Source organism: Streptomyces sp. NPDC055189 (genome assembly GCF_053606765.1).
The window spans coordinates 1-24,354 of record NZ_JBSGSG010000015.1; the positions used below are offsets into that span (position 1 = coordinate 1).

General features: G+C 69.9%; 20 protein-coding genes and 1 tRNA gene. 8 read left to right on the top strand and 13 right to left on the bottom strand.

Annotated features, from left to right (window positions below):
- Positions 1–120: 120 nt before the first annotated feature.
- Both ACWFR3_RS13830 and ACWFR3_RS13835 read right to left on the bottom strand, forming a co-directional pair.
- The gene (locus tag ACWFR3_RS13830; RefSeq protein WP_453734771.1) at positions 121–912 is read right to left on the bottom strand and encodes an SURF1 family protein; all 792 of its coding nucleotides are present in this window, start codon (positions 910–912) and stop codon (positions 121–123) included.
- Between the two features lie 83 nt (positions 913–995).
- Positions 996–2,828 carry a prolyl oligopeptidase family serine peptidase gene (locus ACWFR3_RS13835; protein WP_453734772.1) on the bottom strand — a complete coding sequence of 611 codons (1,833 nt, stop codon included), beginning with the start codon at positions 2,826–2,828 and terminating at the stop codon, positions 996–998.
- 71 nt (positions 2,829–2,899) lie between these two features.
- On the opposite strand from ACWFR3_RS13835, the gene ACWFR3_RS13840 reads away from it, so the two are divergent.
- On the top strand, positions 2,900–3,730 hold the full coding sequence (locus ACWFR3_RS13840; protein ID WP_453734773.1) for a class I SAM-dependent methyltransferase: 831 nt from the start codon (positions 2,900–2,902) through the stop codon (positions 3,728–3,730).
- A 14-nt stretch (positions 3,731–3,744) separates the two neighbouring features.
- Here ACWFR3_RS13840 and ACWFR3_RS13845 read toward each other — a convergent pair whose 3' ends face one another.
- The gene (locus ACWFR3_RS13845; protein ID WP_453734774.1) at positions 3,745–4,338 is read right to left on the bottom strand and encodes a GNAT family N-acetyltransferase; all 594 of its coding nucleotides are present in this window, start codon (positions 4,336–4,338) and stop codon (positions 3,745–3,747) included.
- A gap of 206 nt (positions 4,339–4,544) precedes the next feature.
- Between ACWFR3_RS13845 and ACWFR3_RS13850 the strand changes: the two genes are divergently transcribed.
- Complete coding sequence (locus ACWFR3_RS13850) at positions 4,545–6,008, top strand: serine hydrolase domain-containing protein (protein WP_453734775.1); 1,464 nt, start codon at positions 4,545–4,547, stop codon at positions 6,006–6,008.
- A 33-nt stretch (positions 6,009–6,041) separates the two neighbouring features.
- Here the strand turns inward: ACWFR3_RS13850 and ACWFR3_RS13855 are convergent, their stop codons facing one another.
- Both ACWFR3_RS13855 and ACWFR3_RS13860 read right to left on the bottom strand, forming a co-directional pair.
- Positions 6,042–6,578, bottom strand: a complete 537-nt coding sequence (locus tag ACWFR3_RS13855; RefSeq protein ID WP_453734776.1) for a hypothetical protein — start codon at positions 6,576–6,578, stop codon at positions 6,042–6,044.
- A 72-nt stretch (positions 6,579–6,650) separates the two neighbouring features.
- Positions 6,651–7,100, bottom strand: coding sequence for a DoxX family protein (locus tag ACWFR3_RS13860; protein WP_453734777.1), 450 nt, complete (start codon positions 7,098–7,100; stop codon positions 6,651–6,653).
- A gap of 213 nt (positions 7,101–7,313) precedes the next feature.
- Between ACWFR3_RS13860 and ACWFR3_RS13865 the strand changes: the two genes are divergently transcribed.
- Positions 7,314–8,528, top strand: coding sequence for an amidohydrolase family protein (locus ACWFR3_RS13865; protein WP_453734778.1), 1,215 nt, complete (start codon positions 7,314–7,316; stop codon positions 8,526–8,528).
- Positions 8,529–8,539: 11 nt separating this feature from the next.
- Here ACWFR3_RS13865 and ACWFR3_RS13870 read toward each other — a convergent pair whose 3' ends face one another.
- The 5 genes from ACWFR3_RS13870 to ACWFR3_RS13890 form a co-directional block, all read right to left on the bottom strand.
- Positions 8,540–9,490 carry an FkbM family methyltransferase gene (locus ACWFR3_RS13870; protein WP_453734779.1) on the bottom strand — a complete coding sequence of 317 codons (951 nt, stop codon included), beginning with the start codon at positions 9,488–9,490 and terminating at the stop codon, positions 8,540–8,542.
- A gap of 255 nt (positions 9,491–9,745) precedes the next feature.
- Positions 9,746–10,507: a glycosyltransferase family 2 protein gene (locus tag ACWFR3_RS13875; protein ID WP_453734780.1), complete on the bottom strand. Its 762-nt coding sequence runs from the start codon at positions 10,505–10,507 to the stop codon at positions 9,746–9,748.
- A gap of 371 nt (positions 10,508–10,878) precedes the next feature.
- Complete coding sequence (locus ACWFR3_RS13880) at positions 10,879–14,910, bottom strand: nSTAND1 domain-containing NTPase (protein ID WP_453734781.1); 4,032 nt, start codon at positions 14,908–14,910, stop codon at positions 10,879–10,881.
- Positions 14,911–15,399: 489 nt separating this feature from the next.
- Positions 15,400–15,473 (bottom strand) — tRNA-Pro (locus tag ACWFR3_RS13885).
- Between the two features lie 122 nt (positions 15,474–15,595).
- Positions 15,596–16,522, bottom strand: coding sequence for a metallophosphoesterase (locus ACWFR3_RS13890; protein ID WP_453734782.1), 927 nt, complete (start codon positions 16,520–16,522; stop codon positions 15,596–15,598).
- A gap of 75 nt (positions 16,523–16,597) precedes the next feature.
- On the opposite strand from ACWFR3_RS13890, the gene ACWFR3_RS13895 reads away from it, so the two are divergent.
- Positions 16,598–17,062 (top strand): GatB/YqeY domain-containing protein, encoded by a 465-nt coding sequence (locus tag ACWFR3_RS13895; protein WP_453734783.1) that lies wholly within the window; start codon positions 16,598–16,600, stop codon positions 17,060–17,062.
- Between the two features lie 91 nt (positions 17,063–17,153).
- Here ACWFR3_RS13895 and ACWFR3_RS13900 read toward each other — a convergent pair whose 3' ends face one another.
- Complete coding sequence (locus ACWFR3_RS13900) at positions 17,154–19,442, bottom strand: transglycosylase domain-containing protein (RefSeq protein WP_453734784.1); 2,289 nt, start codon at positions 19,440–19,442, stop codon at positions 17,154–17,156.
- Between the two features lie 425 nt (positions 19,443–19,867).
- Here ACWFR3_RS13900 and ACWFR3_RS13905 point away from each other — a divergent pair, with 425 nt between their 5' ends.
- Positions 19,868–20,212: a WhiB family transcriptional regulator gene (locus tag ACWFR3_RS13905; RefSeq protein ID WP_167828965.1), complete on the top strand. Its 345-nt coding sequence runs from the start codon at positions 19,868–19,870 to the stop codon at positions 20,210–20,212.
- A gap of 69 nt (positions 20,213–20,281) precedes the next feature.
- Here the strand turns inward: ACWFR3_RS13905 and ACWFR3_RS13910 are convergent, their stop codons facing one another.
- Both ACWFR3_RS13910 and ACWFR3_RS13915 read right to left on the bottom strand, forming a co-directional pair.
- Positions 20,282–21,673: an ArsA family ATPase gene (locus ACWFR3_RS13910; protein WP_453734785.1), complete on the bottom strand. Its 1,392-nt coding sequence runs from the start codon at positions 21,671–21,673 to the stop codon at positions 20,282–20,284.
- A complete protein-coding gene (locus ACWFR3_RS13915; protein WP_453734786.1) occupies positions 21,670–22,650 on the bottom strand; it encodes an ArsA family ATPase in 981 nt (326 codons plus the stop codon). The genes ACWFR3_RS13910 and ACWFR3_RS13915 overlap by 4 nt, the downstream gene beginning before the upstream one ends.
- Positions 22,651–22,732: 82 nt before the next feature.
- Between ACWFR3_RS13915 and ACWFR3_RS13920 the strand changes: the two genes are divergently transcribed.
- The 3 genes from ACWFR3_RS13920 (at position 22,733) to ACWFR3_RS13930 (ending at position 24,315) form a co-directional block, all read left to right on the top strand.
- Positions 22,733–22,894, top strand: coding sequence for a DUF4177 domain-containing protein (locus tag ACWFR3_RS13920; protein WP_453734787.1), 162 nt, complete (start codon positions 22,733–22,735; stop codon positions 22,892–22,894).
- Positions 22,891–23,361: a RidA family protein gene (locus tag ACWFR3_RS13925; protein WP_453734788.1), complete on the top strand. Its 471-nt coding sequence runs from the start codon at positions 22,891–22,893 to the stop codon at positions 23,359–23,361. Before ACWFR3_RS13920 ends, ACWFR3_RS13925 begins: the two co-directional genes overlap by 4 nt.
- 87 nt (positions 23,362–23,448) lie before the next feature.
- Complete coding sequence (locus ACWFR3_RS13930) at positions 23,449–24,315, top strand: NUDIX hydrolase (protein ID WP_453734789.1); 867 nt, start codon at positions 23,449–23,451, stop codon at positions 24,313–24,315.
- Positions 24,316–24,354 lie beyond the last annotated feature (39 nt).

Here is a 24,354-nt window from a genome sequence, read left to right on the forward strand (position 1 = left end):
GGGGGGGCGGGTCTCCGGGCGGGGTTGGCTGCCTGTTCCGTCGCGGGGGGGGTTGTTCGGGCGGCCGGGCGGTAGCCAAGCCATCCGGCCCGTCCGGCGTTCGCGGCCACCCTCGCCGGGTCAGACGGAAGCAGGCTCCTCGGGCAGCAGGCCGAGCGCGGCGTCCCGTGCGAACTCCCGCTCCCGGCGGAACAGCCGGAACCACATGAAGACGACGAAGCCCGCGAAGACGAACCACTCGCCGGTGTAGCCGAGGTTCTGGAAGGCCTTGAGGTCGAGCCCCGAGTTGTCCGGCGCGGCCGCCGGGACCGCCTTCATCCCGGAGTCACCCTTGTCCAGGGTGACCCAGGCGTCGTACACGTCGCCCTGCACCACGTTCACCAGGGAGGCCGCGCTGATGGCGCCGAGCTGCCCGGACGGCAGTCCGCCCGCCGAGCTGACTCCGTTGGACCCGGGGCTCTCGGAGGCCTGGAGCGAGCCGGTCACGGTGACCTCACCGGAAGGCGCCGCGGGGGCCTTCGCCGCACCCGCGTCACCGGGGAGCCAGCCCCGCACGACGGGCAGGTCCTTGCCGTTGCCGGTGCGCAGGAGCGTGAGGACGTAGTAACCCGACTTGTCGTCCAACTCCCGGCCCGGCACGAGCAGTTGCTTTCCGTACCGGCCCGAAGCCGACACCCGCTCGCCGGACGTGTCCTGGTCCACGGGGAGGAGGGAGTCGAGCGGCCTGGCCTTCGCCTGCGACCGCGTGGGTGACTTCTGCTGGTCCGCCTGCGCCTGCGCGGCGTCATGTGCCTCGACGCGGTCCTCGAACCGCCCCAGCTGCCATGACCCCATGAAGATGCAGAAGGGGATGGCCAGCAGTACGAAGACGTTGATCCCCCACCAGCGGGGCGTCAGCAGGAACCGGTACACACCCCCACGGTACGGGGGCGCCCGCGGGAGACGGCCCGCGGGGTATGCACCGGTTCCTGCTGACGCCCCGGCCGGCGAAGGCCCTAGCGGAGGTGCCGCTCGGTGAAGTCCAGTTCCAACCGCACCTGCTTGATCCGCTCGTCCACGACGAGCGAGCCGTGCCCCGCGTCGTACCGGTACACCTCGTGCACTGCCTCGCGGGCCTTCAGCCGGTCCACGTAGTTGTCGATCTGGCGGATCGGGCAGCGCGGGTCGTTCACGCCCGCCGAGATGTAGACCGGCGCCTTCACCGCGTCCACGTACGTCAGCGGGGACGAGGCCTCGAAGCGCTCCGGGACCTCCTCGGGCGTACCGCCGAGGAGGGTGCGGTCCATGGCCTTGAGGGCCTCCATCTCGTCGTGGTACGCCGTCACGTAGTCCGCGACCGGGACCGCGGCCAGGCCGAGGGCCCAGGCGTCGGGCTCGGTGCCGATGCCGAGCAGCGTGAGGTACCCGCCCCAGGAGCCGCCGGCCAGGACGATCCGGGCCGGGTCCGCGAGACCCGACGTCACCGCCCACTCCCGCACCGCCGCGATGTCCTCCAGCTCGATCAGGCCGACCCGGTGCTTGAGGGCGTCCGTCCACTCGCGGCCGTACCCCGTCGAGCCGCGGTAGTTGACGCGGACCACCGCATAGCCGTGGTCGACCCAGGCCGCAGGGCCCGCCGCGAACGCGTCGCTGTCGTGCCACGTCGGGCCGCCATGGATCTCGAAGACGGTGGGGAGCGGGCCGGTCGCATCGGCCGGCTTCTGTACGAGGGCGTGCACCCGGCCGCCGGGACCCTCCACCCAGACGTCCTCGACCGGCACGGAGGCCGGGGCCTTCATGCCGGGCGGGTCGAGCACGACGCCGCCCGTCGTCGAGCGCACCACCGGCGGCTCGGCGGCCGACGACCACAGGTACTCCACGCTGCCGTCCGGCCGAGCCGTCGCTCCCGACACCGAGCCCGTGGGCGTCTCGACCTCGATCAGCTCGCTGGAGGCGAACACGTACCGGAACAGCTCGCTGCGGGCCTCGAAGCTGTGCACGATGAGCAGGGCGGAGCCGTCCGGATACCACTCGGCGCTCACGTCACCCGGCAGGTCGAGCGCCAGCTCCGTCTCCTTGCCCGACGCGACGTCCCACACCATCGGCTCCCAGCGGCCGCGCCGCTGATGCCCGACCAGCAGCCGCGTGTCCCCGCCGACCGGCGCGAAGCCGAGGACCTCCAGGCCCAGCTCGACCGTGCCGCCCTCGGTGTCGTCGAGTTCGGCGACGGTGGAGCCGTCCGGCCTGATCACCCGGAGGGTGGAGTGCATCGCGTCGCCGTGCTCCGTGTGTTCGACGGCGATCAGCGAGCCGTCGTGGGAGAGGTCGCCGACGCCCGCGGACTCGCGGTGGCGGTAGATCTCGACGGGGTCCGCGCCCGGTGCGCTTACGACGTGGATCGTCGAGCCGTCCTCGTCCGTCGAGCGGCCGACGACGGACATCAGACCGTCCCGCGCGAGGGCGACGCCCGCCGGATAGGACGCTTCGAGGCCCGCCACCGCGGGCTCGTCCGTGCCGCCGCCCGCGAAGGGCTGGCGCATCCAGACGCCGAATTCGTCGCCGTCCGTGTCGTTGAACCACCAGATCCACTCGCCGTCCGGCGAGAGCAGTCCGTCCGTCGTGCCGTTCGGCCGGTCCGTCACCTGGCGTTGTTCGCCGGTGGCGCGGTCCCATGCGTACAGCTCGTACGTCCCCGTCGCGTTCGACACGAACAAGGACCGGTCGGGGGCGTCCTCGGCCCAGTCGGGCAGTGACACCCGCGGCGCACGGAACCGCTTCTCCCAGTCCGGCATTCCGGCGCCCTCGCCCGCACTCGACGTATCCACTGCACCCGCACCCAAGTCGCTCATGGACCCCATAGTGCACGCACACGCCGACAATCCGCTGGCGAGGGTCCCCAGCCTGTGGATAACTTTCTGGAATGTACTCACCGACCCCCGCCGACTGGCGCGAGGCCAACCGAAAACGCTGGGACGAGCGTGTTCCCCTCCACCTCGCCAGCGACTACTACGACCTGGAAGCCTTCCGTTCCGGCAAGGACCCGCTGCGCGCCTTCGAGCTCGCGGAGGTCGGTGACGTCACGGGGCGCTCGCTGCTCCACCTGCAGTGCCATATCGGCCTCGACACCCTCTCCTGGGCCCGGCACGGCGCATCCCGCGTGGTCGGGCTCGACTTCTCCGAGCCCGCCGTCGACGCGGCCCGCGACCTCGCCGCCGAGCTCGGCCTCACCGCCGACCAGGCGTCCTTCGTGGCAGCCGACGTGTACGACGCGGCGGATGCGGTGCCCGACTCCTCGTACGACATCGTCTACACCGGAGTGGGGGCCCTGTGCTGGCTCCCCGACATCCAGCGGTGGGCCGAGACCGCGGCGGCGCTCGTGGCGCCCGGCGGCTTCCTCTACCTCTCCGAGTTCCACCCGCTCGCGGACATCCTGGACGACGCCACGGGCTCACGGATCGAGTACGACTACTTCGCCCGCGACGCCTGGATCGACGAGGCCCCCGGCGGCTACGCGGACATGACCACGCCCACGGTCCACAACCGCAGCGTGGAATGGCAGCACCCGGTGGGCGAGGTCGTCACGGCCCTGGCGGCGGCCGGCCTGCGCATCGACTTCCTCCATGAGCACGACACCACGCTCTTCGAACGCTTCGGCGCCCTCGAACTCCGCGACGGCGCCTACCGGTTCCCCGTGGACCGCCCGCGCATCCCCCTCATGTACTCCCTGAAGGCGAGCAAGGCGGTGGCCTGAGCCAGGGCTGAGGCTCAGGGCATCGGCCGCATCCAGCCCTCCCACACCAGACCGTCGGGTCCCGGCGTCTCGGTCTCTCCCCGCCGGGGCGGCGCCGTCGATCCGGGCCCGCCCGGATCGAACTCGCCGAGCTTCGTCCAGCCCCACGACCGCAGGACCTCGCGCCCCAGATCGTCGTCCCGCTTGATGACCGAGACGACCAGATCCGTGGCGTGCCGCACGAGGAGCAGCGTGCGCAGGCGCTCCGATACGCCCTGGCGCCGGTAGGCGGGCACCACCATCAGCTCGGTCAGGATGAAGACCCGGCCCGACGCCGTGCGTTCCTCGACCTCCGGGGGCAGGACCCCGCGGAACCCTTCCCACCAGTCGCCGGTACGCGCGGCGCGATACCCGTAGAGACAGCCGACCATGCTGCCCGCCCCATCGGCGACGACCATGTCGAAGTCGGGCCGCTGCACGGTGTTCTCGAAGACGTGCAGGAACCCCTGCCGGTCCCGGTACTCGGCTCCCGCGTCTCCTTCGTAGGCCTCGACGTAGACGTCGGCGACCGATTCCCGCTGCTGTTCCGCCTGCCAGCGGCTCAGCCGCCGCAAGAACACCTCTGCCATTCGTTCCTCCGCCCCGCCCCTGCCGAGGGAGCCCCCTGGACACCCCTCGACACCCCTGGACTCCGCATGGTGACACCACGGAAGGGCGAGCGGAACGGGGCGTCGGGTATACATCGACTATTGCGCACGCTGTGCGGTCTCCGTACAGTGTGCGGAGCAACGAACGCCGTACGAGAAACCGCAGGAATTTCACGGAGGAGACCCCCATGCCGAGGACCGAGACGACCGCCGGGACGACCGCCGGGACGACCACCGAGTGCCTGACGGCCGACGCCGAGGTGCGGCGGCTGCGGCGGCTGCAGCGGTGGCAGTCCCGCCTCGACGAGCTGCGCGCCGCGCACCACGTGCCGGGCGCCACCCTGGCCGTCCTGGCCGACGGCGAGATCCACGAGCTGGCCAGCGGCGTGCTGCACCGGGGCACCGGCGTGGAGGTCACGACGGACTCCGTGTTCCAGTCCGGATCGATCGCCAAGGTCTACACCGCGACGGTCGTGATGCAATTGGCCGACTCCGGAGAACTCGATCTCGACGCGCCGGTCGTCTCCGTGGTGCCGGAGTTCGCGACGGCCGACCCGGAGGCCACGGCGGCCATCACGACCCGGCAACTCCTCTCCCACACAAGCGGGTTGACCTGCGACTTCACGTACGACGCCGGGCGCGGGGACGACTGTCTCGCGCGCTACGTAGAGGCGAGCAAGGGCGTGGCGCTCGACTGTCCGCCGGGGACGGCGGTCTCGTACAGCAGCCTCGGATACAACGTCCTCGGCCGCATCATCGAGGTCATCACCGGCCAGACCTGGGACCAGGCCCTCAAGGACCGCCTCTTCACCCCGCTCGGCCTCGAACACTCCATGACGCTGCCCGAGGAGGCACTGAGCTTCCGCGTGGCGATGAGTCACCTGGGCGAGCCCGGCCAGGACCCCGACCCGGCACCGGCCTGGGATCTGATGCCGCGCTCGGCGGGTCCGTACGGCAGGGTCCTGGTCACCGCGGCCGACGTGGCCCGCCTGGCCCGGATGCACCTGGCGGGCGGCACCGCCCCGGACGGCACCCGTGTCCTGTCCGCCGGCGCGGTCGCGCGGATGCAGCGCCGCGAGGTCGACGTCCCCGACAAGTGGACGGTCAGCGCGGACGGCTGGGGCCTCGGCTGGACGCTCTACGACTGGGAGGGCATCGGCGGTTACGGCCACGACGGCGCCTCGATCGGCCAGTACGGGTACCTGCGCGTGGTCCCGGATGCAGGTGTGGCGGTGGTCCTCCTCACGAACGGCGGGGGAGCGCGCCAGCTCTACGCGGCGCTGTTCCGTGAGCTCCTGAGCGAACTTGCGGGGGTGCGGATGCCGGACGCGTTCGGCCCCGCGGAGGTGCCGCCTGCGGTGGACATGACCCCGTACATCGGGACGTACAAGCGCGAGGGCGTGATCATCACGGTCTCGGCCACAGGTGAGGAGGGCGGCCCGGCGCAACTGCGCTACGAGTTCGTCGACGGCATGGCGGACTTCTCCCCGCCTCTGGACATGGACCTGACCCCGGTGACGGACACCGTCTTCGCGGCATCGGGCGCGGGCCCTTCGTTCAGCGAGGACTACATGCCGGTGGTCTTCTCGACCCTGACGGACGGCACGGAGTGCTGCTACGTGGGGATGCGAGCGGCGCCGAAGGTGGCGTAGCGCCCGGACGAGGTTCCTCCGGGTGGCCTTCGGTCACAGATGCATCATGGTCATCACTTCGGGGCTTCGGATGCCGGTGGCCACGCCGGGGACCTGCTCGCCGGGGCGGAGCCAGCCCGCTGCTTCGGCCGCGGTGACGGCGGCTTTCTCCGCTGCGTCCGCTTCGGCGTTCAGGTCTTCGTCGATGCCTTGGGACTTGGCCCCGGCCGCTGCTCCGGCCGTCAGCGATGCCTTGAGGGCGGCCCGGCATGCCAGGGTCGCCGACTCGGCGTCGCCGTCCACCAGTTGACCCATCTGGGAAGCCTGCGCCGCCGACGCGGACGCGTTCCGCGCGCAACGCGAATCCGCGGCCGGATCGGGCTCGCTCTCGGAGAGCACGGCCAGGGCCTGCGCCGCCACGCGGGCCGCGTGAGCTGCCTTCCAGACGGCATCCGCGTTGCCTTCGGAGGCCTGCTCCACGTAATGGCTGAGAGCGGCCGCCCGCGCCGCCGCGCTCTCGGCACGGGCGGCATGCCCCGCCTTGAGGGTTTCGGCCGTCGGTTCCTGCCCTGCGTGGTCATGTGCGTTCACCGGCACCTCCTCATGTCCCTGGTTTCGCCCGCAGGGTGGCACGTCGCCGTACAACAGGCCAGACCCGAGCGCCTACGCGAAGAGCCCGAACGCGTTGTCGAGCGACCAGACCTGCCAGGCCATCCCGAAGAACGCGACCGCGGAGATCAGCGCCATCATCAGGTTCTGTCCCTGCTCGCCCCAGTCGTGGATCATCAGGACCAGGTAGATCAGGTTCAGCGCGAAGCCGCAGACGAGGGCGATCGGCGTGAGGAAACCGACGATGAGACCCAGGCCGAGGGCCAGTTCCGCGTAGGCGACGACGTACGCCATCGTGCGGGGGCGGGGCTTCACCACGACGTCGAAGCCCGATCGCACGAAGGCCCAGCGGTGTTTGTCCGCGATCCCCGCGGCCCAGTCGATCCCGCCGCCGCTGAACCAGGTCTTCTTGTCCTTGTGGCGCCAACTCTCCAGCCACCACAAGCCGAGCCCGATCCGGAGCACGGCGAGCCACTCGGCTCCGCCGAGCCACATCGTCTCCATCGGAGGCCCTCCCTCCAGCTGATCTGACGGGGTGTCTGATGCGCCGCCCCATCGATTATCTGATGGAGCGTCAGTTCAGCGGATCCGGAGCGATCGCGCAAGGGGTCCAGTTTGAGGCGGGCTGTTGCCGTCGCCGAAGTGAGCCCATAACCTCAATCTGATGGGTCGTCAGATGCAGGTAAGGGAAACCGGCAGGTAGTAGGGGGCACAGCAGTGGACAACAACGAGGTCGGGGCCAAGGAGCTCCCCCGCGTCATCAGCGTGGACGACCACGTGATCGAACCCGCGCACCTCTTCGAGAAGTGGCTCCCGGGCAAGTACCGCGACCGGGGCCCGAAGCCCTTCACCGCAGGTATCGGCGAGCTGGAGTACATCGGCGGCAAGTACAAGTTCACGACGGACCCGGAAGGACAGATCACCGACTGGTGGGAGTACGAGGGAGAGATCTTCCCGTACAAGCGCATCATCGCCGCCGTCGGATTCTCGCGGGACGAGATGACGCTCGACGGCATCACGCGCGAGCAGATGCGCCGCGGCTGCTGGGACCCGGCGGCCCGCCTGAAGGACATGGACGTCAACCATGTCGAGGCCTCCCTCTGCTTCCCGACGTTCCCGCGCTTTTGCGGGCAGACCTTCTCCGAGGCCAAGGACAAGGAGGTCGGGCTCGCCTGCGTCCGGGCCTACAACGACTGGATGGTGGAGGAGTGGTGCGGTGACAGCGGCGGCAGGCTGATCCCGCTCTGCCTGATCCCGCTGTGGGACGTGGACCTCGCCGTCGCCGAGATCAAGCGCAATGCCGCGCGCGGCGTCCGCGCCGTGACCTTCAGCGAGATCCCGACCTACCTCGGCCTTCCGTCGATCCACTCCGGCTACTGGGACCCCTTCTTCGCGGCGTGCGAGGAGACCGGCACGGTCGTGAACATGCACATCGGCTCGTCGTCACAGATGCCGGCGGCGTCCCCCGACGCGCCCCCTGCCGTCCAGGCGTCCCTGAGCTTCAACAACGCGATGGCCTCGATGATGGACTTCCTCTTCTCCGGGGTCCTGGTGAAGTTCCCGCGCCTCAAACTCGCCTACAGCGAGGGCCAGATGGGCTGGATCCCGTACGCCTTGGAGCGCGCCGACGACGTATGGGAGGAGCACCGGGCCTGGGGCGGGGTCAAGGACCTGATCCCGGAGCCGCCGTCGTCGTACTACTACCGGCAGATCTACTGCTGCTTCTTCCGGGACAAGCACGGTGTCGCCTCCATCGAGACCGTGGGCGTCGACAACGCCACCTTCGAGACCGACTATCCGCACGTCGACTCGACGTGGCCGCACACGAAGGCGGTGGCCGAGGACCACGTCGGCCACCTCCCCCAGGACGTGCAGTACAAGCTGCTCCGCGGCAATGCCATCCGGATGCTGGACCTGCCGTTCGACCGGTAGCCGGGGCTTTGTCACCGGTAGCCGGGGCTCTGTCCCAGGGTCTCGGCGTCGACCCTGGAGAAGACCAGCTCGCTCTCGCCGACGATCGGGCCGCGCCAGCGCACCGGAGGCTCCGGTCGTCGCAGGGCGCGGGGGTAGTTCTCCGGCCGGTAGTCGGTGGGCAGGCGGTAGGTGCGAAAGCCGTGCCGGGTCATGGTGTCCATCAACTCGTCGATGGAGTCGCCGAGTTGCTCCATGCGGTCCGGAGTGACCTCCACGGCGATCTCCACGTCCGGGCGCAGCCGCCCGAGGGCGGGCGCCAGGCCCCTGATGACACCGCCCTCGGCGCCCTCGACGTCGATCTTGATCACGCGGGCCGCGGTGAGTTCGTCCTCGTGCAGGATCTCGGGCAGGGGGCGGGCCGCCATGTCGAAGGTCGACTCGGCCGGGCCGTCGTACGGGACTATCGAGTTGGCGCCCATGTTGTTCGAGCTGGCGAGCACAAAGGTCAGCTTTTTGTGGCTGTCGGAGACCGCCTCGTTGACCGTGCGGACATTGCGGCAGCCGTTGAGCCTGACGTGCTGCAGCACGCGTTCGTGGAAGGCGGGAGACGCTTCGACGGCCACCACCCTTCCCGTGCTGCCGACGAGGCGCGAGCCCAGGATCGCGAAGTAGCCGATGTTGGCGCCCACGTCGACGAACGTGTCCCCGGCGCCGAGACGGCTCCGCAGCCACCGCGTCATGTGGGGTTCCCACACCCCGTACAGGCTGATGTAGCGCTGGATGAGGTCGCGGGAATCGCAGGCGAAGCGGGCGTCGAACCGTGCCTCGACGACGCGCTGACGCGGATGGTCACGCAGGTACGCGTTGAGAAAGCGGGCAGAGAGCGGGCCCTTGGCCAGCGATCCGGGCGCATTGCGGACATAGCCGCGGCCGAGAGTGACCAGAAGTTCCGACGCGTTGCGGAGGGAAGTGCGAGGCATATCCGTGACCGTACGTAGTCCGCCGCTTCCGCGGCAAGATCCGCAGGGTCGGCCGCGCAATATGCGTCAGTAGCGCGGGAAATCGAGGACGACAGCGAGGGAAGCGGCACACCCCGCGTGGGCGACGGCAAGGAGCGCCCATTCCCCGACGGGCATACGCCACCGGTTACGGACCACCAGACGCCACTCGTGCGCCGAAATACCGACGGCTATGACGAAAGGGGGGAGGCAACTCCGGTCGCGCGGTACCTCCGATCACCCGGCCCCCCCGGGATAACCCCACTGAAAACGCCCCAGCGCCCGTGCCCTTGCCTCGATCACCGTCATGCGGGCGGTGCGTTCCGCTGTGTCCGTGTGCTCGGACAGGCCGGTCATCTGGCCTTCCCACTTGCGGTAGAGCAGTCCTGCCTCGGCGGAGAACCAGCCCCGGGAAGTCGCGTTCAGGGCCAGCAGGAGACCGGTGTCCTCGGAGGCGGGGAGTGCCATCCAGCCGCCCAGGGCCACGAGCAGTTCGCGGCGGACGAAGAGCGTCGCCGGGTGGACCTGGGCGCGATAGTCGTGCGACGCCCAGTGGTCGAGCACTTCGCGGCGCTCGATCGGGCCGGTCGCGGGGTCGCCGGGGAAACCGGCGGTGGTTCCGTCGGGGAGCAGGTCGAGCGCGCGTGACGTCGCCCAGCCGATGTCCGGATCGGCTTCGAGGGCCGCGAGGTCGCGGGCCAGCGCACCGGGCGCGAGCTGGTCATCGGCGTCGAGGACCTTGATGTACTCGCCGTCCGCGTGCGCCAGGGCGATGGTCCGGGCGACGCCGGGCCCGCCAGGGCGCCCCTGCTTGAACGTGACCCGGTCGTCGTCGGGTACGTACGGCGCGACCTGGTCCGTCGTCCCGTCCTCCTGGATCAGCCAGTGCCACGCCCACCCGGCGGGCAGCTCCTGCTCGCAAAGCGACTTGTACGCCTGGGCCAGGAAGCGCGCCGACGGTGCGTGGACGGCCGTGATGACGACGATGCGCCGGGTCACGGTTCACCACCTTTCCGAGTTTCCAAGTGGGGTTTCGGACCATCAATCAGGTCCGGTTCGTTAACGGGCGAGCCCGGCCCGAACCACGTTATGCAAGGCCCCGCCGCCACGAAGCATGGCCATGCCACCCAGTTGGTCCGGAGATAGCCGGACGGCCATGTCTCAATTCCGCCGGAAGGCGACCTCAAGCAGTCACCGGGCGGCGAGATCACGAAAACGCCCGACCGCTGGCGACGGGGGATGCACCAGCGATCGGGCTATGCCCAACCGTAGCAAGGCTGATTGCGTTGGGGGAGGCAACTACTCAGCCGAAATAGGGTGCTGTGATCGGGATCACGCCACGAGATCCGCAGCGCGGTCACGACGAACCACTAGTCGTCGCAGGGCGGCGCGTACGAGAGCCGGGGCAGATACTCGTGCCATTTATCCCTGGTCAGGACGCCCTGCGTGGTCGAGCAAATGCGGTCAATCGCCTCGTCGATGTCCAAGTTCCACAACCGGACGGTATCGGTGCCGCTCGAAACCCCGAGCATCTCGCCCTTGGGACTGAACGACAGAAAAGTGCCCGTCTTGGCGTTGGGGCTCATGGACTGCCCGATGGGAGACGCCTTGGCGGGCGTCGTGACGTCCCAGAGGCGGACCGTGTTGTCGTTGCCGCCACTGGCCAGCGTCCCGCCGTCCTTGCTGAACGTCAGCGACATCACCGCCTCGGTGTGGCCGGTGAGGGAGGAGCCGAGCTGCGTCGCCTTGCGGGGAGCGGTGACGTCCCAGAGCCGGACCGTGCCGTCATCGCTTGCGCTGGCCAGCGTGCGGCCGTCCGGGCTGTAGGCGAGCTCGTTGATCGGCCCGAGGTGCCCCTTGAGCGCCTTGCCGAGCCGCGTGGCATGACGCGGATCGGACGCGCTCCAGAGCCGGATGGTGCCGTCCGCGCTGCCGCTGGCCAACGTACGGCCGTCCCGGCTGAAGCCGAGGGAATTGATGTAGCCCTTGTGGCCCGTGAGCGGCCCGCCGAGCTTGCGGAGCCGGGAGGGATCACTGACGTCCCACAACTGGATGGTGTGATCGGTGTCGGCGGTCGCCAGCGTCCGCCCGTCCGGGCTGAAGGCCAGCGCGGCGGCGAACCGTGTCCGCAGGGCGACGGGAGGCCCGTAGGAAACAGGGTGCTCCGGGTCGGCGACGTTCCACAGCTGCACCGCGCGGTTTCCCGTGAGCACCGCGATCGTGCGGCCGTCGGGGGAGAACACCGGCGAACGCACGTACCCGCCCTTGGGCTTGAACGGTTCGCCCAGCGCGACGGGCCGCTTGGGCCGCTGCACGTCCCACAGCCGGAGCTGGTCGTCGCGCGCCGCCGTGACGAGCACCTTCCCGTCGGGCCTGAACGCCCCGATCCTGCCGATCATGTCCGACGTCGGTATCGACCACAGCCGCACCTTGTTGTCGCCGCTCCCGGTGGCGAGAGTGCGTCCGTCGGGGCTGAAGCCGAGGGCGTATATCTCCCCGATGCTGCCCGCGAGAGGCTCGCCGACCTGCGACGGATGCGCCGGATCGCGTACGTTCCACAGGCTCGCCGTACTGTCCGCGCTGGCGGCCGCGAGCGTCGTCCCTGCCGCGTTGAAGGCCACGGACCACACCGCGCCGGTATGGCCGGTGAGCGGCTCGCCGAGCGACTTCGCCCGGCGCGGATCGGCCACGTTCCAGAGCCGGATGGCGTTGTCGCTGCTGCCGCTGGCCAGCGTGCGTCCGTCGGGACTGAAGGCCACGGAGTGCACCGTGCCGCTGTGCCCGGTCAGCGCCTTGCCGACCGGCTTCGGGCGGCGCGGATCGGCCACGTTCCACAGCCTGATCCTGCCGCTGTCGCCACCGGCCGCCAGGGTTTTGCCGTCGGGACTGAAGGCCACGGACCGCACGGCGGCGCTGTGGCCGGTCAGAGTGTCGAGCGCCTTCGGCCGGCCCGGATCGGCCACGTCGTACAGACGGACCGTGTGGTCGTCGTTGGCGGAGGCCAGAGTGCGCCCGTCCGGACTGAAGGCGACCAGATAGATCGGTCCCCCATGACCGGTCACGGGCGGCCCCAGCGCCCGCGGACGGCCGGGTTCGCGTACGTCCCACATCCGGACCGTGCCGTCGTCCGAAGCGGTGGCCAGGGTGTCGCCGTCCGGACTGAAGACCGCGCTGCTCGCCCAACTCGTGTGCCCGGTGAGGGGTTTGCCCAGCGGCTCGGGACGCGACGGGTCCGAAACGTCCCACAGCCGTACGGTCCTGTCGTAGCTGGCGGTGGCGAGGAGCCGTCCGTCCGGGCTGAACGAGGTGAGGTAGACGGCGCCCTTGTGGCCCAGGAGCGGGGTGGCCAGCGGGGCGTTCACGATCGAGAGCAGCCGGTTCCTGGTGCCCGCGTCCTTCGGCCGCAGGTTGTGCGCCACCAGATCGAGCTGAGCGGACAGCGACGGATCCGCGTGCTGGGCGCGATCGGCCTCGGCGACCACCTGCTGGAACACCGCGTCGTCCCGCTGCCGCCATGCGACGACCGCCGAGATGACGGCCACCATCGACAGGACGACCAGCGCCGCCACCGCGCCCCGCGTGATCAGGACCGTACGCCTGCGGAGCCTGGCCGAAGCCGCCAGGAACTCCACCGCGCCCGTCGTCAGGAAGGTGCCCCCCGCGGTCTTCGTCCAGGCACGGGCCTGTTCGAGACGCGAACCCCGGTAGAGCAGCGACGTATCGCGGTCGGAGTCCTCCCAGGCCCTGCCGTCCTCCTCAAGTCGTTGGCGGAGCAGGTTGTCGTTCCTGTCCTCGTCGATCCAGTCGCGCAGCCGCGGCCAGGCATGGAGCAGCGCTTCGTGCGTGATCTCCACGGCCTCCGCGTCGAGAGTCACCAGCCGGGCGCTCACGAGCGCTTCGAGCGACTCCTCCGTCTTGCCGGGGTCCGTCGACTCCTGCGCCAGCTGCCGCCGCGTCCCCCGTCTGCGGGTGGCCCGGGTGTCCTCGCCGAGCCGGACCAGCCTGAGGAGGAGAAGCCTGGCGGCCGTGCGTGCCGCCGGGTCGAGGCCGGACCAGGCACGCTCGGCGCTCGCCGCGACGGCACCCTGGATTCCCCCCGCCGCGCGATAGCCGGCCAGCGTCAGCTTCCCCGTCTTGCGCCGCTGCCAGGTGGCGAGCAGGGCGTGGGAGAGGAGCGGCAGCACCCCCGCGTCGTGCGTCCCGCGGGGCCCGTCCGCGCTCACTTCGCGGACGATCAGCTCGGCGAGCCCCGTTTCGAGCTCCAGGCCCACCGCCTTGGCCGGGCCGGTCACCGCCTCGCGCAGCTCCGGGGTGGTCAGCGGCCCGAGCACCATGTGCCGGTGCTGCAGCGCGTCGGCGAGTTCGGGATACCCGAGGCACTGCTCGTAGAAGTCGGCGCGTATGCCGAGGACCACGAGCGCGGGAGCCGGACCACCGGCCACGGCGGGCGAACCGGCGGCGTCGAGGAGCTGGATGAAGGTGCGCTTGGCGGCTTCGTCGGAGGAGAGGGTGAACGTCTCCTCGAACTGGTCCACGATGACGACCGGACGGGCACCGGAGGGCGCCTCGCGCAGCGCCCACGCAGAGAAGGCCTCCCGCACCGCCTTCGCGAAGTGCGGAGTACCGGCCTCCGCGGCCGCCGACTCCTCCGCGGCCGAGACGGCGTGCGCAAGCTCGGGTATGCGGCCGGTCAGCTCCGCGAGAGGGTCGGCGCCCGGTACGAGCTGCAGCACGGGACCGGCTTCTTTGCCGGCCCCGCTCAGGGCGCCGTTCTGGAGCGCGGGCACCAGGCCGGCGTTCAGGAGGGAGGACTTTCCCGCCCCCGATGCGCCCACGAGCATGATCAGGCCGCCCGTCTTCTCCGCCGCGCGGAGCTGGGCTACGAGGGCTTTCGTGCTCCGCTCCCGGCCGAAGAACCACCGGGAGTCCTGCTGCCGGTACGAAGCAAGACCCCGGTAGGGGCACACGACGGGGACGGCGGCCGGAGCCTCGTCCTGCGGCCCCTCCTGGCCCTCCTGCCCTTCCCCGTCCTCCGCGGCTGCCGGAGCGGCCCGGCCGCTGACCGGGTCGGCCAGCGCGCGCTCCCAGAGGAGCTGCCACTGGGCCATGTCGTACAGACCCGCGGACACCGGCGCGGGCCGCTCGCGGCGCGCTTCGGGTATCAGGACGTGCAGCACCGCAGAGAGGGCGGCGAACTGGGCGGGCACGTTCCTGGCCCGCCGCCAGTCGCTGATCCGCTGGGCGGAGACCCGTACGGGCCGCCCCCGCTCGTCGACCCGCTGATGCCGGACGACCGCCTCGGCCACACGCTGGAGGGGCGGATTACCGGCTTCCTTGTACAGCAGCGCGAGACGCTCCGCGAAGGCTGTGCGTGCCCCTGAATCGGAACGCAAGGCCTTCACTCCTTACTTCCCCCGCACCTGGACATCCGGACCGGAAAACTCACCTTATACGGCTGACCTGCGGTTAAGGCCTCCGGACGGTGGCGGAATCTCCCCTTCCGGTGACCTAGCTGGCAGGATCGCGAAGCGGTAGCGAAGCAACCGCGCAGCGTCAGGGTAGGTCATCCACCTGTGCTACCCGCAGAGATGGATCGTGACGCCGCACGGCTTCGGCTTGTTTCCGTCGATCACGTCCGGACCGCATGCACGTCGACCGCGGATCCGGCCTCTGCTCGACCCGCTCCGATACGCCGATGCGGCGCGGGTCGAAACCGTCGTTCGGCACCGGTCCCCACAGGGGAGGGACCGGCGCCGAAACGACGTGGCGGAGGAGCGGGAGGGGCGAGGGCCCCGTAGAACGAGTCAGCCCTGCTGAACGAATCCGCCCGTAGAACGAGTCAGGCCCGGTTCCCATTTCTGGAAACCGGGCCTGATCTGCTGTTTCAGCTGTCGGGGTGGCGGGATTTGAACCCACGACCTCTTCGTCCCGAACGAAGCGCGCTGCCAAGCTGCGCTACACCCCGATGTCGTTGCTCCACCGGCCCGCTGCGCAGGTCGTGGCGACATCGATTACTTTAGCGGACCGGCGCCCTGAGACGAAATCCGGTTTCCGGGGCCCTGGCCACAGGGCCCCGGAGCCGCCGGGTCAGCTCTGCGGAGTCAGCGTCAGGAGCGTCGCCTCGGGCGGGCACGCGAAGCGCATCGGGGTGTAGCGGTTGGCGCCGCAGCCCGCCGAGACGTGCATGTACGACGTCCGCCCCTCCGCCTCGTGCCGCGACAGGCCCTTCACGCGATCCGTGTCCAGGTCGCAGTTGGTGACGAGCGCCCCGTAGAAGGGGATGCACAGCTGACCGCCGTGGGTGTGGCCCGCGAGGATCAGGGGGTAGCCGTCGGCCGTGAAGGAGTCGAGGGTGCGCAGGTACGGGGCGTGCACGATGCCCATCGAGAAGTCGGCGCCCGCGTCGGGACCGCCGGCCACGCGCTCGTACCGGTCGCGCTTGATGTGCGGGTCGTCAAGGCCCGTGAGGCCGATCTCGTAGCCCTCGACCTTCAGGGCGCCCCGCGTGTTCGTCAGGTTCACCCAGCCCGCGGCGTCGAAGCCGTCGCGCAGGTCCTCCCACGGGTTGTGGATCACGCCGACGGCGGGCGGGTTGCCGTTCAGGCCGTGCTTGCCCCGCGACTTCTCAAGGAGGTAGCGGGCGGGGTTCTTCGGCTTGGGCCCGTAGTAGTCGTTCGAGCCGAAGACGTACGCACCGGGGAACTGCATCAGCGGGCCGAGCGAGTCGAGGACCTCGGGCACGCCCTCCGGGTCGGAGAGGTTGTCGCCGGTGTTGATCACGAAGTCGGGGCGCAGGCCCGCGAGCGAGCGCAGCCAGCGCTGCTTCTTGCGCTGCCCGGACACCATGTGGATGTCCGAAACCTGGAGGACTCTGAGCGGCCGCATCCCCGGCGGCAGGACCGGCACCGTGACCCGTCGCAGTCGGAAGGAGCGGGCTTCGAAGCCCACCGAGTAGGCCAGACCGGCGGCGGCTGTCGCCGTGATTCCCAGGGGTACTGCGTATCGCGCGCGCATCCACCCATCGTGTCAGACCCGAAGGCCCCTTAAATCAGCGGGCGTCGGGCCGTACGCACCTGCGACAATCACCGCATGACCACGCTCAAGTCGAAGCTCCAGGAAGACCTCACCGCCGCGATCAGGGGGCGTGACGAGCTGCGCTCCTCGACGCTCCGGCTGACCCTCACCGCCATCACGAAGGAGGAGGTCTCGGGCAAGACGGCCCGTGAGCTCTCCGACGACGAGGTGCAGAAGGTGATCACGCGTGAGGCGAAGAAGCGCCGCGAGGCCGCGGAGGCCTTCGCCCAGGGCGGTCGCGCCGAGCAGGCCGCGCGGGAGAAGGCGGAGGGCGAGATCCTCGCCGAGTACCTGCCCAAGCAGCTCTCCGAGGACGAACTCCAGGCGATCGTCGCCGGGGCCGTCGAGGAGGCGAAGGCCGCCGGCGCAGAGGGGCCGCGCGCCATGGGCCAGGTCATGAAGATCGTGAACCCGAAGGTCGCGGGCCTGGCGGAGGGCGGCCGCGTCGCCGCCGCGGTCAAGAAGCTGCTCGCGGGCTGAGAGCCATCCGTCGTACGTACGTGAATGAGGGCGCCCCCTGGCTTCAGGGGGCGCCCTCATTCATGAAGGGCCGCGAACGGGAGATCCGGATCTAGCGGTTCCAGCCGCCGATCCCGCCTCCGTTGCCATTGCCGTTCCCGCCGTTGCCGCCACCGCCGATGACGTCCGGCGGCAGGTCGATGTCCGGCCAGGGGTTGTCGCCGCCGCCGTCGTCTGAGCCGCCACCGCCGTTGTTGCCGCCACCACCGCCACCGCCGCCGTTGTTGCCGCCGCCGCCCGGCTTGCCGTCGTCGTGGTCCTTGTCCTTGTCCTTGTCGCCGTTCGGGATGTGGACGGTGTTGAAGCCCGGCGCGGGCTTGCCCGCGAGCGCGCCGCTCATCGCGTCCCGCCAGATCGGACCCGGCACCTCACCACCGAAGACCTTGTCGTACGGGCGCCCGCCGATGGTGATGTCGACCATCTGCCGCTTGTGCTGCGGGTCGCCGACCCAGACCGCGCCCGACATGTTCGGGGTGTAGCCCACGAACCAGGCGGCGTAGCGGAAGTCGGTCGTACCCGTCTTGCCCGCGCTCGCCCGGGAGCCGAGACCGGCCTGCTTGCCGGTTCCGTCCTCGACCACGCCCTTCAGGAGGGTGTTGATCGTGTCGGCGGTCTTCGTGGACATCGCGCGCGAGCACGTCGACTTCGGCACCGGCAGCGACTTGCCGCCCGGAGCGGAGATCGACTCGATCGCGACCGGCGAGCAGTACTTACCGCGCGCCGCGAACGTCGCGTACGCGCCCGCCATCGTCAGCGGCGACATCTCCTGGGTGCCGAGCGCGATCGACGGCGCCTGGTCGATCTTCCTGCCGTCGGCCCGCTCGACGCCCATCTTCTTGGCCATCTGCGTCACCGGGCAGATCCCGATGTCGCCGATCATCTCCACGTAGTAGGTGTTGACCGACTTCGCGGTCGCTTCCCGCATGTCGTACGGGCCGACCTCGGACTCGTTCTCGTTGGTCAGCTTGGCGCCGCCCGAGTTGAGCCACTTCTTGCCGTCGCAGGCCGCGACGCTGTCGGGGTAGGGCATCTCGTACGGAGAGCCGTAGCTCTTCGTCGGCGACATGCCGCCCTCCAGGGCGGCAGCCGCCACGATCGGCTTGAAGGTCGAACCCGGCTGGTAGCCCGCGCCGCCGCCCATGGCGTGGTCCACGGACAGGTTCATCGAGGTCTCGTTGTCCTTGAGATTGATGCCGTAGGGCCGGGACTGCCCCATGCCCAGGATCTTGCCGGTGCCCGGCTCGACGATGGTGGCGGCCGTCGCCACGTCGTCGCTCTGGTTGACGTGATCCTTTATGGAGGCCTGCACGGACTGCTGCGACTGCGGATCGAGAGTCGTCTTGATCCGCAGACCGCCCTGGTTCCAGACCTTGGCCCGGTCCTTCTGGGTCTTGCCGAAGACCGGGTCGGAGAGGAAGACCTCGCGTACGTAGTCACAGAAGAACCCGGCGCCGCTGACCGCCGTGATGCAGCCGTTCTTGGGCTTGCTGACCTTCAGGCCGAGCGGCTTGTCCTTCGCCTCCGCGGCCTCCGCCTGCGTGATGTCGTGCGTCTCCGCCATCCGCTGCAGGACGGTGTTGCGGCGCTTGGTGGCTTCCTCGGAGTCGTTCACGGGGTCGTACCGGCTGGGGGACTGCACGATGCCGGCGAGCAGCGCGGCCTCCTGGACCTGGAGGTCCTTGGCGGGCTTGGAGAAGTAGCGCTGGGCGGCGGCCTCGACTCCGTATGCCTGCTGCCCGAAGTAGGTGATGTTCAGGTAGTTGCTGAGGATGCGCTTCTTGCCGAGCTTGTCCTCGACCTGGATCGCGTACTTCAGCTCGCGGATCTTGCGCCCGAGCGTCTGCTGGGTGGCCTCGGCGACCTTAGTGGGGTCGTTGCCCGCCTCTTCGACGAAGACGTTCTTCACGTACTGCTGCGTGAGCGTGGAGGCGCCCTGGGATACGCCGCCGCTCTGCGCGTTCTGGTTCAGCGCACGCAGGATGCCCTTGGCGTCGACCGCGCCGTGTTCGTAGAAGCGCGAGTCCTCGATCGCGACGATCGCCTTCTGCATGTAAGGCGAGATCTCCTTGAGCGGCACCACGGTGCGGTCACGTGAGTAGACCGTGGCGATGGAGCCGCCCTTGTTGTCCAGGATCGTGGTGCGCTGACTCAGCGGCGGCTGCTCCAGGTTGGAGGGGATCTCGTCGAACTCCTCCACCGAGCCCTTCGCCGCGAGGCCGAGCGCCCCGGCCGCGGGCAGAGCGATGCCTGCCAGCACGGCTCCCGCGAGCACACTGACACCTAGGAACTTCGCGGCCTGCTGAGTTGGTGACAGACCACCGCCGGAGCGCTTCTTTCCCATGGACAGCAGCCTACGTTCTGAATCGCCGGACACGCCTCAATGCCTTGGCCTAAGCTGCTCTCAACTGTCACAGCAGTGCGGTTTGGCAACAACCCCTCCCTCGGTCCCGAATCCCGAACGGGGTCCCCCCTGCTCTTCTTGCGCTCGGATCGAGCTCGGATGAGTGCCCGAATTCGCCTCATGCGGCATTCGATGCCCGTTGTGACTCAGCTGAAGTGCCCGCTTTTGCCGGGTTAATCACGCATGTCGCCAGCTCACTCCGTCGGGTGATCTGCCGCTTACGCATAGTCCGTTCGGGCCATTCAAGATTGGGCCCGAAGGGGGTGTTGCGCTGTGCCCACCTTCCGTAACGTCCTCAACTGGCGGCGGTGAATATGCCGCTGCCGCCGTGGGGGAGCCTCGATTCGGGAGAGGACGGCGCCGGTATGGGCTGGGTAACCGACTGGAGTGCGCAGGCGGCCTGCCGCACTACCGATCCAGATGAACTGTTCGTTCAAGGAGCAGCGCAGAACAGGGCCAAGGCGGTGTGCACCGGCTGCCCGGTGCGCACGGAGTGCCTGGCCGACGCGCTGGACAACCGCGTCGAATTCGGCGTGTGGGGTGGCATGACCGAGCGGGAGCGCCGCGCATTGCTGCGCAGGCGTCCCACAGTCACCTCATGGCGCCGTCTGCTGGAGACGGCGCGCTCCGAGTACGAGCGTGGCGCGGGCCTGCTGCCCGTGGACTTGGAGGACGACGAGACGTACGAGAGCTACGCGGCAGTGGGGTAGAGCCCGTCCGCCGCGTGGCGGTGGGGGAGGGCCCCCACCGTCAAAGCGGCAGCGGGGCGGTCCCCCTGCTCAGGCAGCTCCGGCCGGATCACCATCAGTACCGGCCGCGAGCCGGTCTCCGATGGCCCGAAGACCTGCCAGGTCATGCACGTCACCCGGCAGTGCCGTCACTTCGGCAACGGCCACTTCGGGGTGCAGCGCGGTGAAGCGATCGCGCGTGCGCTGTTCGCGCGCGAGCAGCTGCATGCGTTCCGCGTGCAGACGCAGCAGACCGGCGGTCAGCTGTGCCACGGGTGGATGCGTGTCGTCGAGTTCGGAAGGTGCTGGGGTCTCGCCGTCACCGACGGCCTCGGAACCGACGGCCTCGGAACCGGCGGTTTCGGAACCGGCGGTTTCGGAACCTGCAAGGGTCTCGGGGGAGTGGCCGGGAGCCTCGTGGGAGTTACGAACTCCAACCTTCCCGTCCTCCTGATCCACAATGCGGCTCTCGTCAAGATTTTCCGCGGCGGCGAGAGCCCGCTCGGCCGAGAGCTGGGCGGCGCCGCTGCCGTGCACCCGGTTGAGCACGAGACCGGCGAGCGGCATGTCGTCCGCGGCCAGGCGCTCCACGAAGTACGCGGCCTCGCGCAACGCGTCCCGCTCCGGTGAAGCCACCACGAGGAACGCCGTTCCCGGCGCCTGAAGCAGCCGGTACGTGGCGTCAGCGCGGGTGCGGAATCCGCCGAACATGGTGTCCATCGCCGCGACGAAGGTCTGTACGTCACGCAGCAGTTGCCCGCCGAGCAGCTTGCCGAGGGCTCCCGTCATCATCGACATCCCGACGTTCAGGAACTTCATCCCGGCCCGGCCGCCCACCTTCGCCGGTGCCATGAGCACCCGGATCAGCTTCCCGTCCAGGAAGGAGCCGAGGCGCTTGGGCGCGTCGAGGAAGTCCAGGGCCGAGCGCGAGGGCGGCGTGTCGACGACGATCAGGTCCCACTCGTCACGGGCGCGCAGCTGCCCCAGCTTCTCCATCGCCATGTACTCCTGCGTGCCCGCGAAGCCCGCCGAAAGCGACTGGTAGAAGGGGTTGTTGAGGATCGCGCTCGCCCGCTCCTTGTCCGCGTGCGCCTCGACGATCTCGTCGAAGGTGCGCTTCATGTCGAGCATCATGGCGTGCAGCTCGCCGTCGCCGGACCCGTCGATGGCCTTGACCCGGCGCGGGACGTTGTCGAGCGAGTCGATCCCCATGGACTGCGCGAGCCGGCGCGCCGGGTCGATGGTCAGGACGACGACCTTGCGGCCCCGCTCGGCGGCGCGCAGGCCGAGCGCCGCCGCCGTGGTCGTCTTGCCGACGCCTCCGGAGCCGCAGCACACCACGATGCGGGTCGTCGGGTCGTCGAGCAGGGTGTCGACGTCGAGCGCGCGGGCCGGGTCCAGGGGGCGTGTCGTGTCCTGGTGTCGTGCGGGGTCCGAGGTCATGCGATCCCTTGCTTCCGCAGTTCCGTGGCGAGTTCGTAGAGGCCCGCCAGGTCCATTCCGCCGGCCAGCAGCGGGAGTTCGTGCAGGGGGAGGCCGAGCTCGCCGAGCACGTCCCGCTGGGAGTGCTCGAGGGCGTGCCGCTCGGCGTACTCCGCGGCCTGCTCCAGGAGGGGGTCGACCAGGCGCTCGGCGACACCGCCGCGCCGGGCCCCGCCGAGCCCGGCGGCGGACAGGGACTTGGCGATGGCGGTGCGCGGGGTCTGCCCGAGTCCGAGCTCCAGGGAGGCCTCGTCGAGCAGCGCGGGCCGCACCATGTTCACGATGACGCGCCCCACGGGGAGCTTGGCGGCCCGCAGCTCGGCGATCCCGTCGGCGGTCTCCTGGACGGGCATCTCTTCGAGGAGCGTCACCAGGTGAACCGCTGTCTCCGGAGACTTCAGGACGCGCATCACGGCCTGCGCCTGATTGTGTATGGGCCCGATCTTGGCGAGCCCCGCGACTTCGTCGTTCACGTTCAAGAAGCGCGTGATGCGGCCGGTGGGCGGCGCGTCCATCACCACGCAGTCGTACGCGTACTGCCCGTTCTTGTCCTTGCGGCGTACGGCTTCGCAGGCCTTGCCGGTCAGCAGGACGTCCCGCAGACCGGGCGCGACGGTGGTGGCGAAGTCGATGGCGCCGAGTTTCTTGAGCGCGCGTCCGGCGCCCCCCAGTTTGTAGAACATCTGGAGGTAGTCGAGCAACGCCAGTTCGGGATCGATGGCGAGGGCATACACCTCCCCGCCCCCGGGAGCGACGGCGATCTTCCGCTCCTCATACGGCAGCGCTTCGGTTTCGAAGAGCTGCGCGATGCCCTGTCTGCCCTCGACCTCGACGAGGAGGGTGCGCTTGCCCTCCGTCGCGAGGGCGAGCGCGAGTGCGGCGGCCACCGTGGTCTTGCCGGTACCGCCCTTGCCGCTGACGACCTGGAGCCTGCTCACACTTCCGAGCCTAACCAGTCGCTGCCGGGGCTAAGCAGGAGGCCACCGTGAGCAGTGCCTCACAACGGCTACAGTCGGCCATATGACCAAGTTTGAATACGCGACCGTGCCGCTGCTCGTCCATGCCACGAAGCAGATTCTGGACACCTGGGGCGAGGACGGCTGGGAGCTCGTCCAGGTCGTGCCCGGGCCGAACAACTCCGAGCAGCTCGTGGCCTACCTGAAGCGGGAGAAGCAGGGATGAGCGGGGCCGTCGAGGCGAAGCTGGCCGAGCTCGGCCTGACGCTGCCCGAGGTCGTGCCGCCGCTCGCCGCCTATCAGCCCGCGGTGCAGTCCGGTGTGTACGTGTACACATCGGGCCAGCTCCCGATGGTGGAGGGCAAGCTTCCGGTGACCGGCAAGGTCGGCGGGGAGGTGACCCCCGAGGAGGCCAAGGAACTGGCCCGTACGTGCGGTCTCAACGCGCTCGCCGCGGTGAAGTCCATCGCCGGTGACCTGGACCGGATCGCCCGCGTCGTGAAGGTCGTCGGCTTCGTGGCATCGGCCCCGGACTTCACGGGCCAGCCCGCGGTGATCAACGGCACGAGCGAACTGCTCGGCGAGGTGCTCGGCGACAAGGGCGTGCACGCCCGCAGCGCGGTGGGTGTCGCGGTCCTGCCGCTGGACGCGCCGGTCGAGGTCGAGATCCAGGTGGAGCTGACCGAGGCGTAGCCGTTGCTCTGCCGTCCTTTCGGGCCGCCTTCTGGCACCCGATAGTTGCCTCTCGAACATCAGCCCACTAGGGGATAGCCTCCGCCCATGGCTAATGGGCAGTGGTATCCGCCGGAGTGGCCCGACCGCATCCGTGCGCTGAGCAGCGGCGAACTGAAGCCCGCGGCTCCGCGCCGGGCGGCCACGGTCATGCTCCTGAGGGACTCCGTGACGGGCCCCGCCGTACACATGCTGCGCAGACGCGCCTCCATGGCCTTCGCCGGAGGCGCGTACGCGTATCCGGGCGGCGGCGTGGACCCGCGCGACGACGACCACCTCGTGCGCTGGGCGGGTCCGTCCCTGGCGACCTGGGCCGCGCGCCTGGGCGTGGACGAGCCGGGCGCCCAGGCGATCGTGTGCGCCGCCGTCCGCGAGACGTACGAGGAAGCGGGCGTGCTCCTTGCGGGGCCGACCCCGTCGAGCGTCGTCGGCGACACCACGGGGGACGACTGGGAGGCGGATCGCGAGGCGCTGGTCGCCCGCGAGTTCTCCTTCGCCCAGTTCCTGGACCGGCGGGGCCTGGTCCTCCGTAGCGACCTGCTCGCCGCGTGGGCGCGCTGGATCACTCCGGAGTTCGAGCCGAAGCGCTACGACACGTTCTTCTTCGTGGCGGCCCTCCCGGAGGGGCAGCGCACCCGCAACGCCTCCACGGAGGCCGACCGTACGGTGTGGATCGCTCCGGGGGAGGCCACCGCGGGATACGACAAGGGCGACCTCCTGATGATGCCGCCGACCATCGCGACCCTGCGCCAGCTGAGCCCCTACGGCTCGGCCGCGGACGCCCTGGCCGGGGCCCATGAGCGTGATCTGACCCCGGTGCTCGCGCAAGCGCGCTTCGAGGACGGCGAGTTGGTGCTGTCCTGGCCGGGCCACGAGGAATTCACCAAGCACATCCCTACGAGGGGCCACGCGTGACCACGAGGACGCTCGCCCCTGCCCCTGCCCCTGCCCCTT

Excerpts from the sequence above, each read along its gene's own strand:
- ACWFR3_RS13835 (WP_453734772.1), bottom strand. The coding sequence starts at position 2,828 with ATGAGCGACTTGGGTGCGGGTGCAGTGGATACGTCGAGTGCGGGCGAG.
- ACWFR3_RS13840 (WP_453734773.1), top strand. The coding sequence starts at position 2,900 with ATGTACTCACCGACCCCCGCCGACTGGCGCGAGGCCAACCGAAAACGC.
- ACWFR3_RS13845 (WP_453734774.1), bottom strand. The coding sequence starts at position 4,338 with ATGGCAGAGGTGTTCTTGCGGCGGCTGAGCCGCTGGCAGGCGGAACAG.
- ACWFR3_RS13850 (WP_453734775.1), top strand. The coding sequence starts at position 4,545 with ATGCCGAGGACCGAGACGACCGCCGGGACGACCGCCGGGACGACCACC.
- ACWFR3_RS13860 (WP_453734777.1), bottom strand. The coding sequence starts at position 7,100 with ATGGAGACGATGTGGCTCGGCGGAGCCGAGTGGCTCGCCGTGCTCCGG.
- ACWFR3_RS13870 (WP_453734779.1), bottom strand. The coding sequence starts at position 9,490 with ATGCCTCGCACTTCCCTCCGCAACGCGTCGGAACTTCTGGTCACTCTC.
- ACWFR3_RS13890 (WP_453734782.1), bottom strand. The coding sequence starts at position 16,522 with ATGCGCGCGCGATACGCAGTACCCCTGGGAATCACGGCGACAGCCGCC.
- ACWFR3_RS13895 (WP_453734783.1), top strand. The coding sequence starts at position 16,598 with ATGACCACGCTCAAGTCGAAGCTCCAGGAAGACCTCACCGCCGCGATC.
- ACWFR3_RS13900 (WP_453734784.1), bottom strand. The coding sequence starts at position 19,442 with ATGGGAAAGAAGCGCTCCGGCGGTGGTCTGTCACCAACTCAGCAGGCC.
- ACWFR3_RS13905 (WP_167828965.1), top strand. The coding sequence starts at position 19,868 with ATGGGCTGGGTAACCGACTGGAGTGCGCAGGCGGCCTGCCGCACTACC.
- ACWFR3_RS13910 (WP_453734785.1), bottom strand. The coding sequence starts at position 21,673 with ATGACCTCGGACCCCGCACGACACCAGGACACGACACGCCCCCTGGAC.
- ACWFR3_RS13920 (WP_453734787.1), top strand. The coding sequence starts at position 22,733 with ATGACCAAGTTTGAATACGCGACCGTGCCGCTGCTCGTCCATGCCACG.
- ACWFR3_RS13925 (WP_453734788.1), top strand. The coding sequence starts at position 22,891 with ATGAGCGGGGCCGTCGAGGCGAAGCTGGCCGAGCTCGGCCTGACGCTG.
- ACWFR3_RS13930 (WP_453734789.1), top strand. The coding sequence starts at position 23,449 with ATGGCTAATGGGCAGTGGTATCCGCCGGAGTGGCCCGACCGCATCCGT.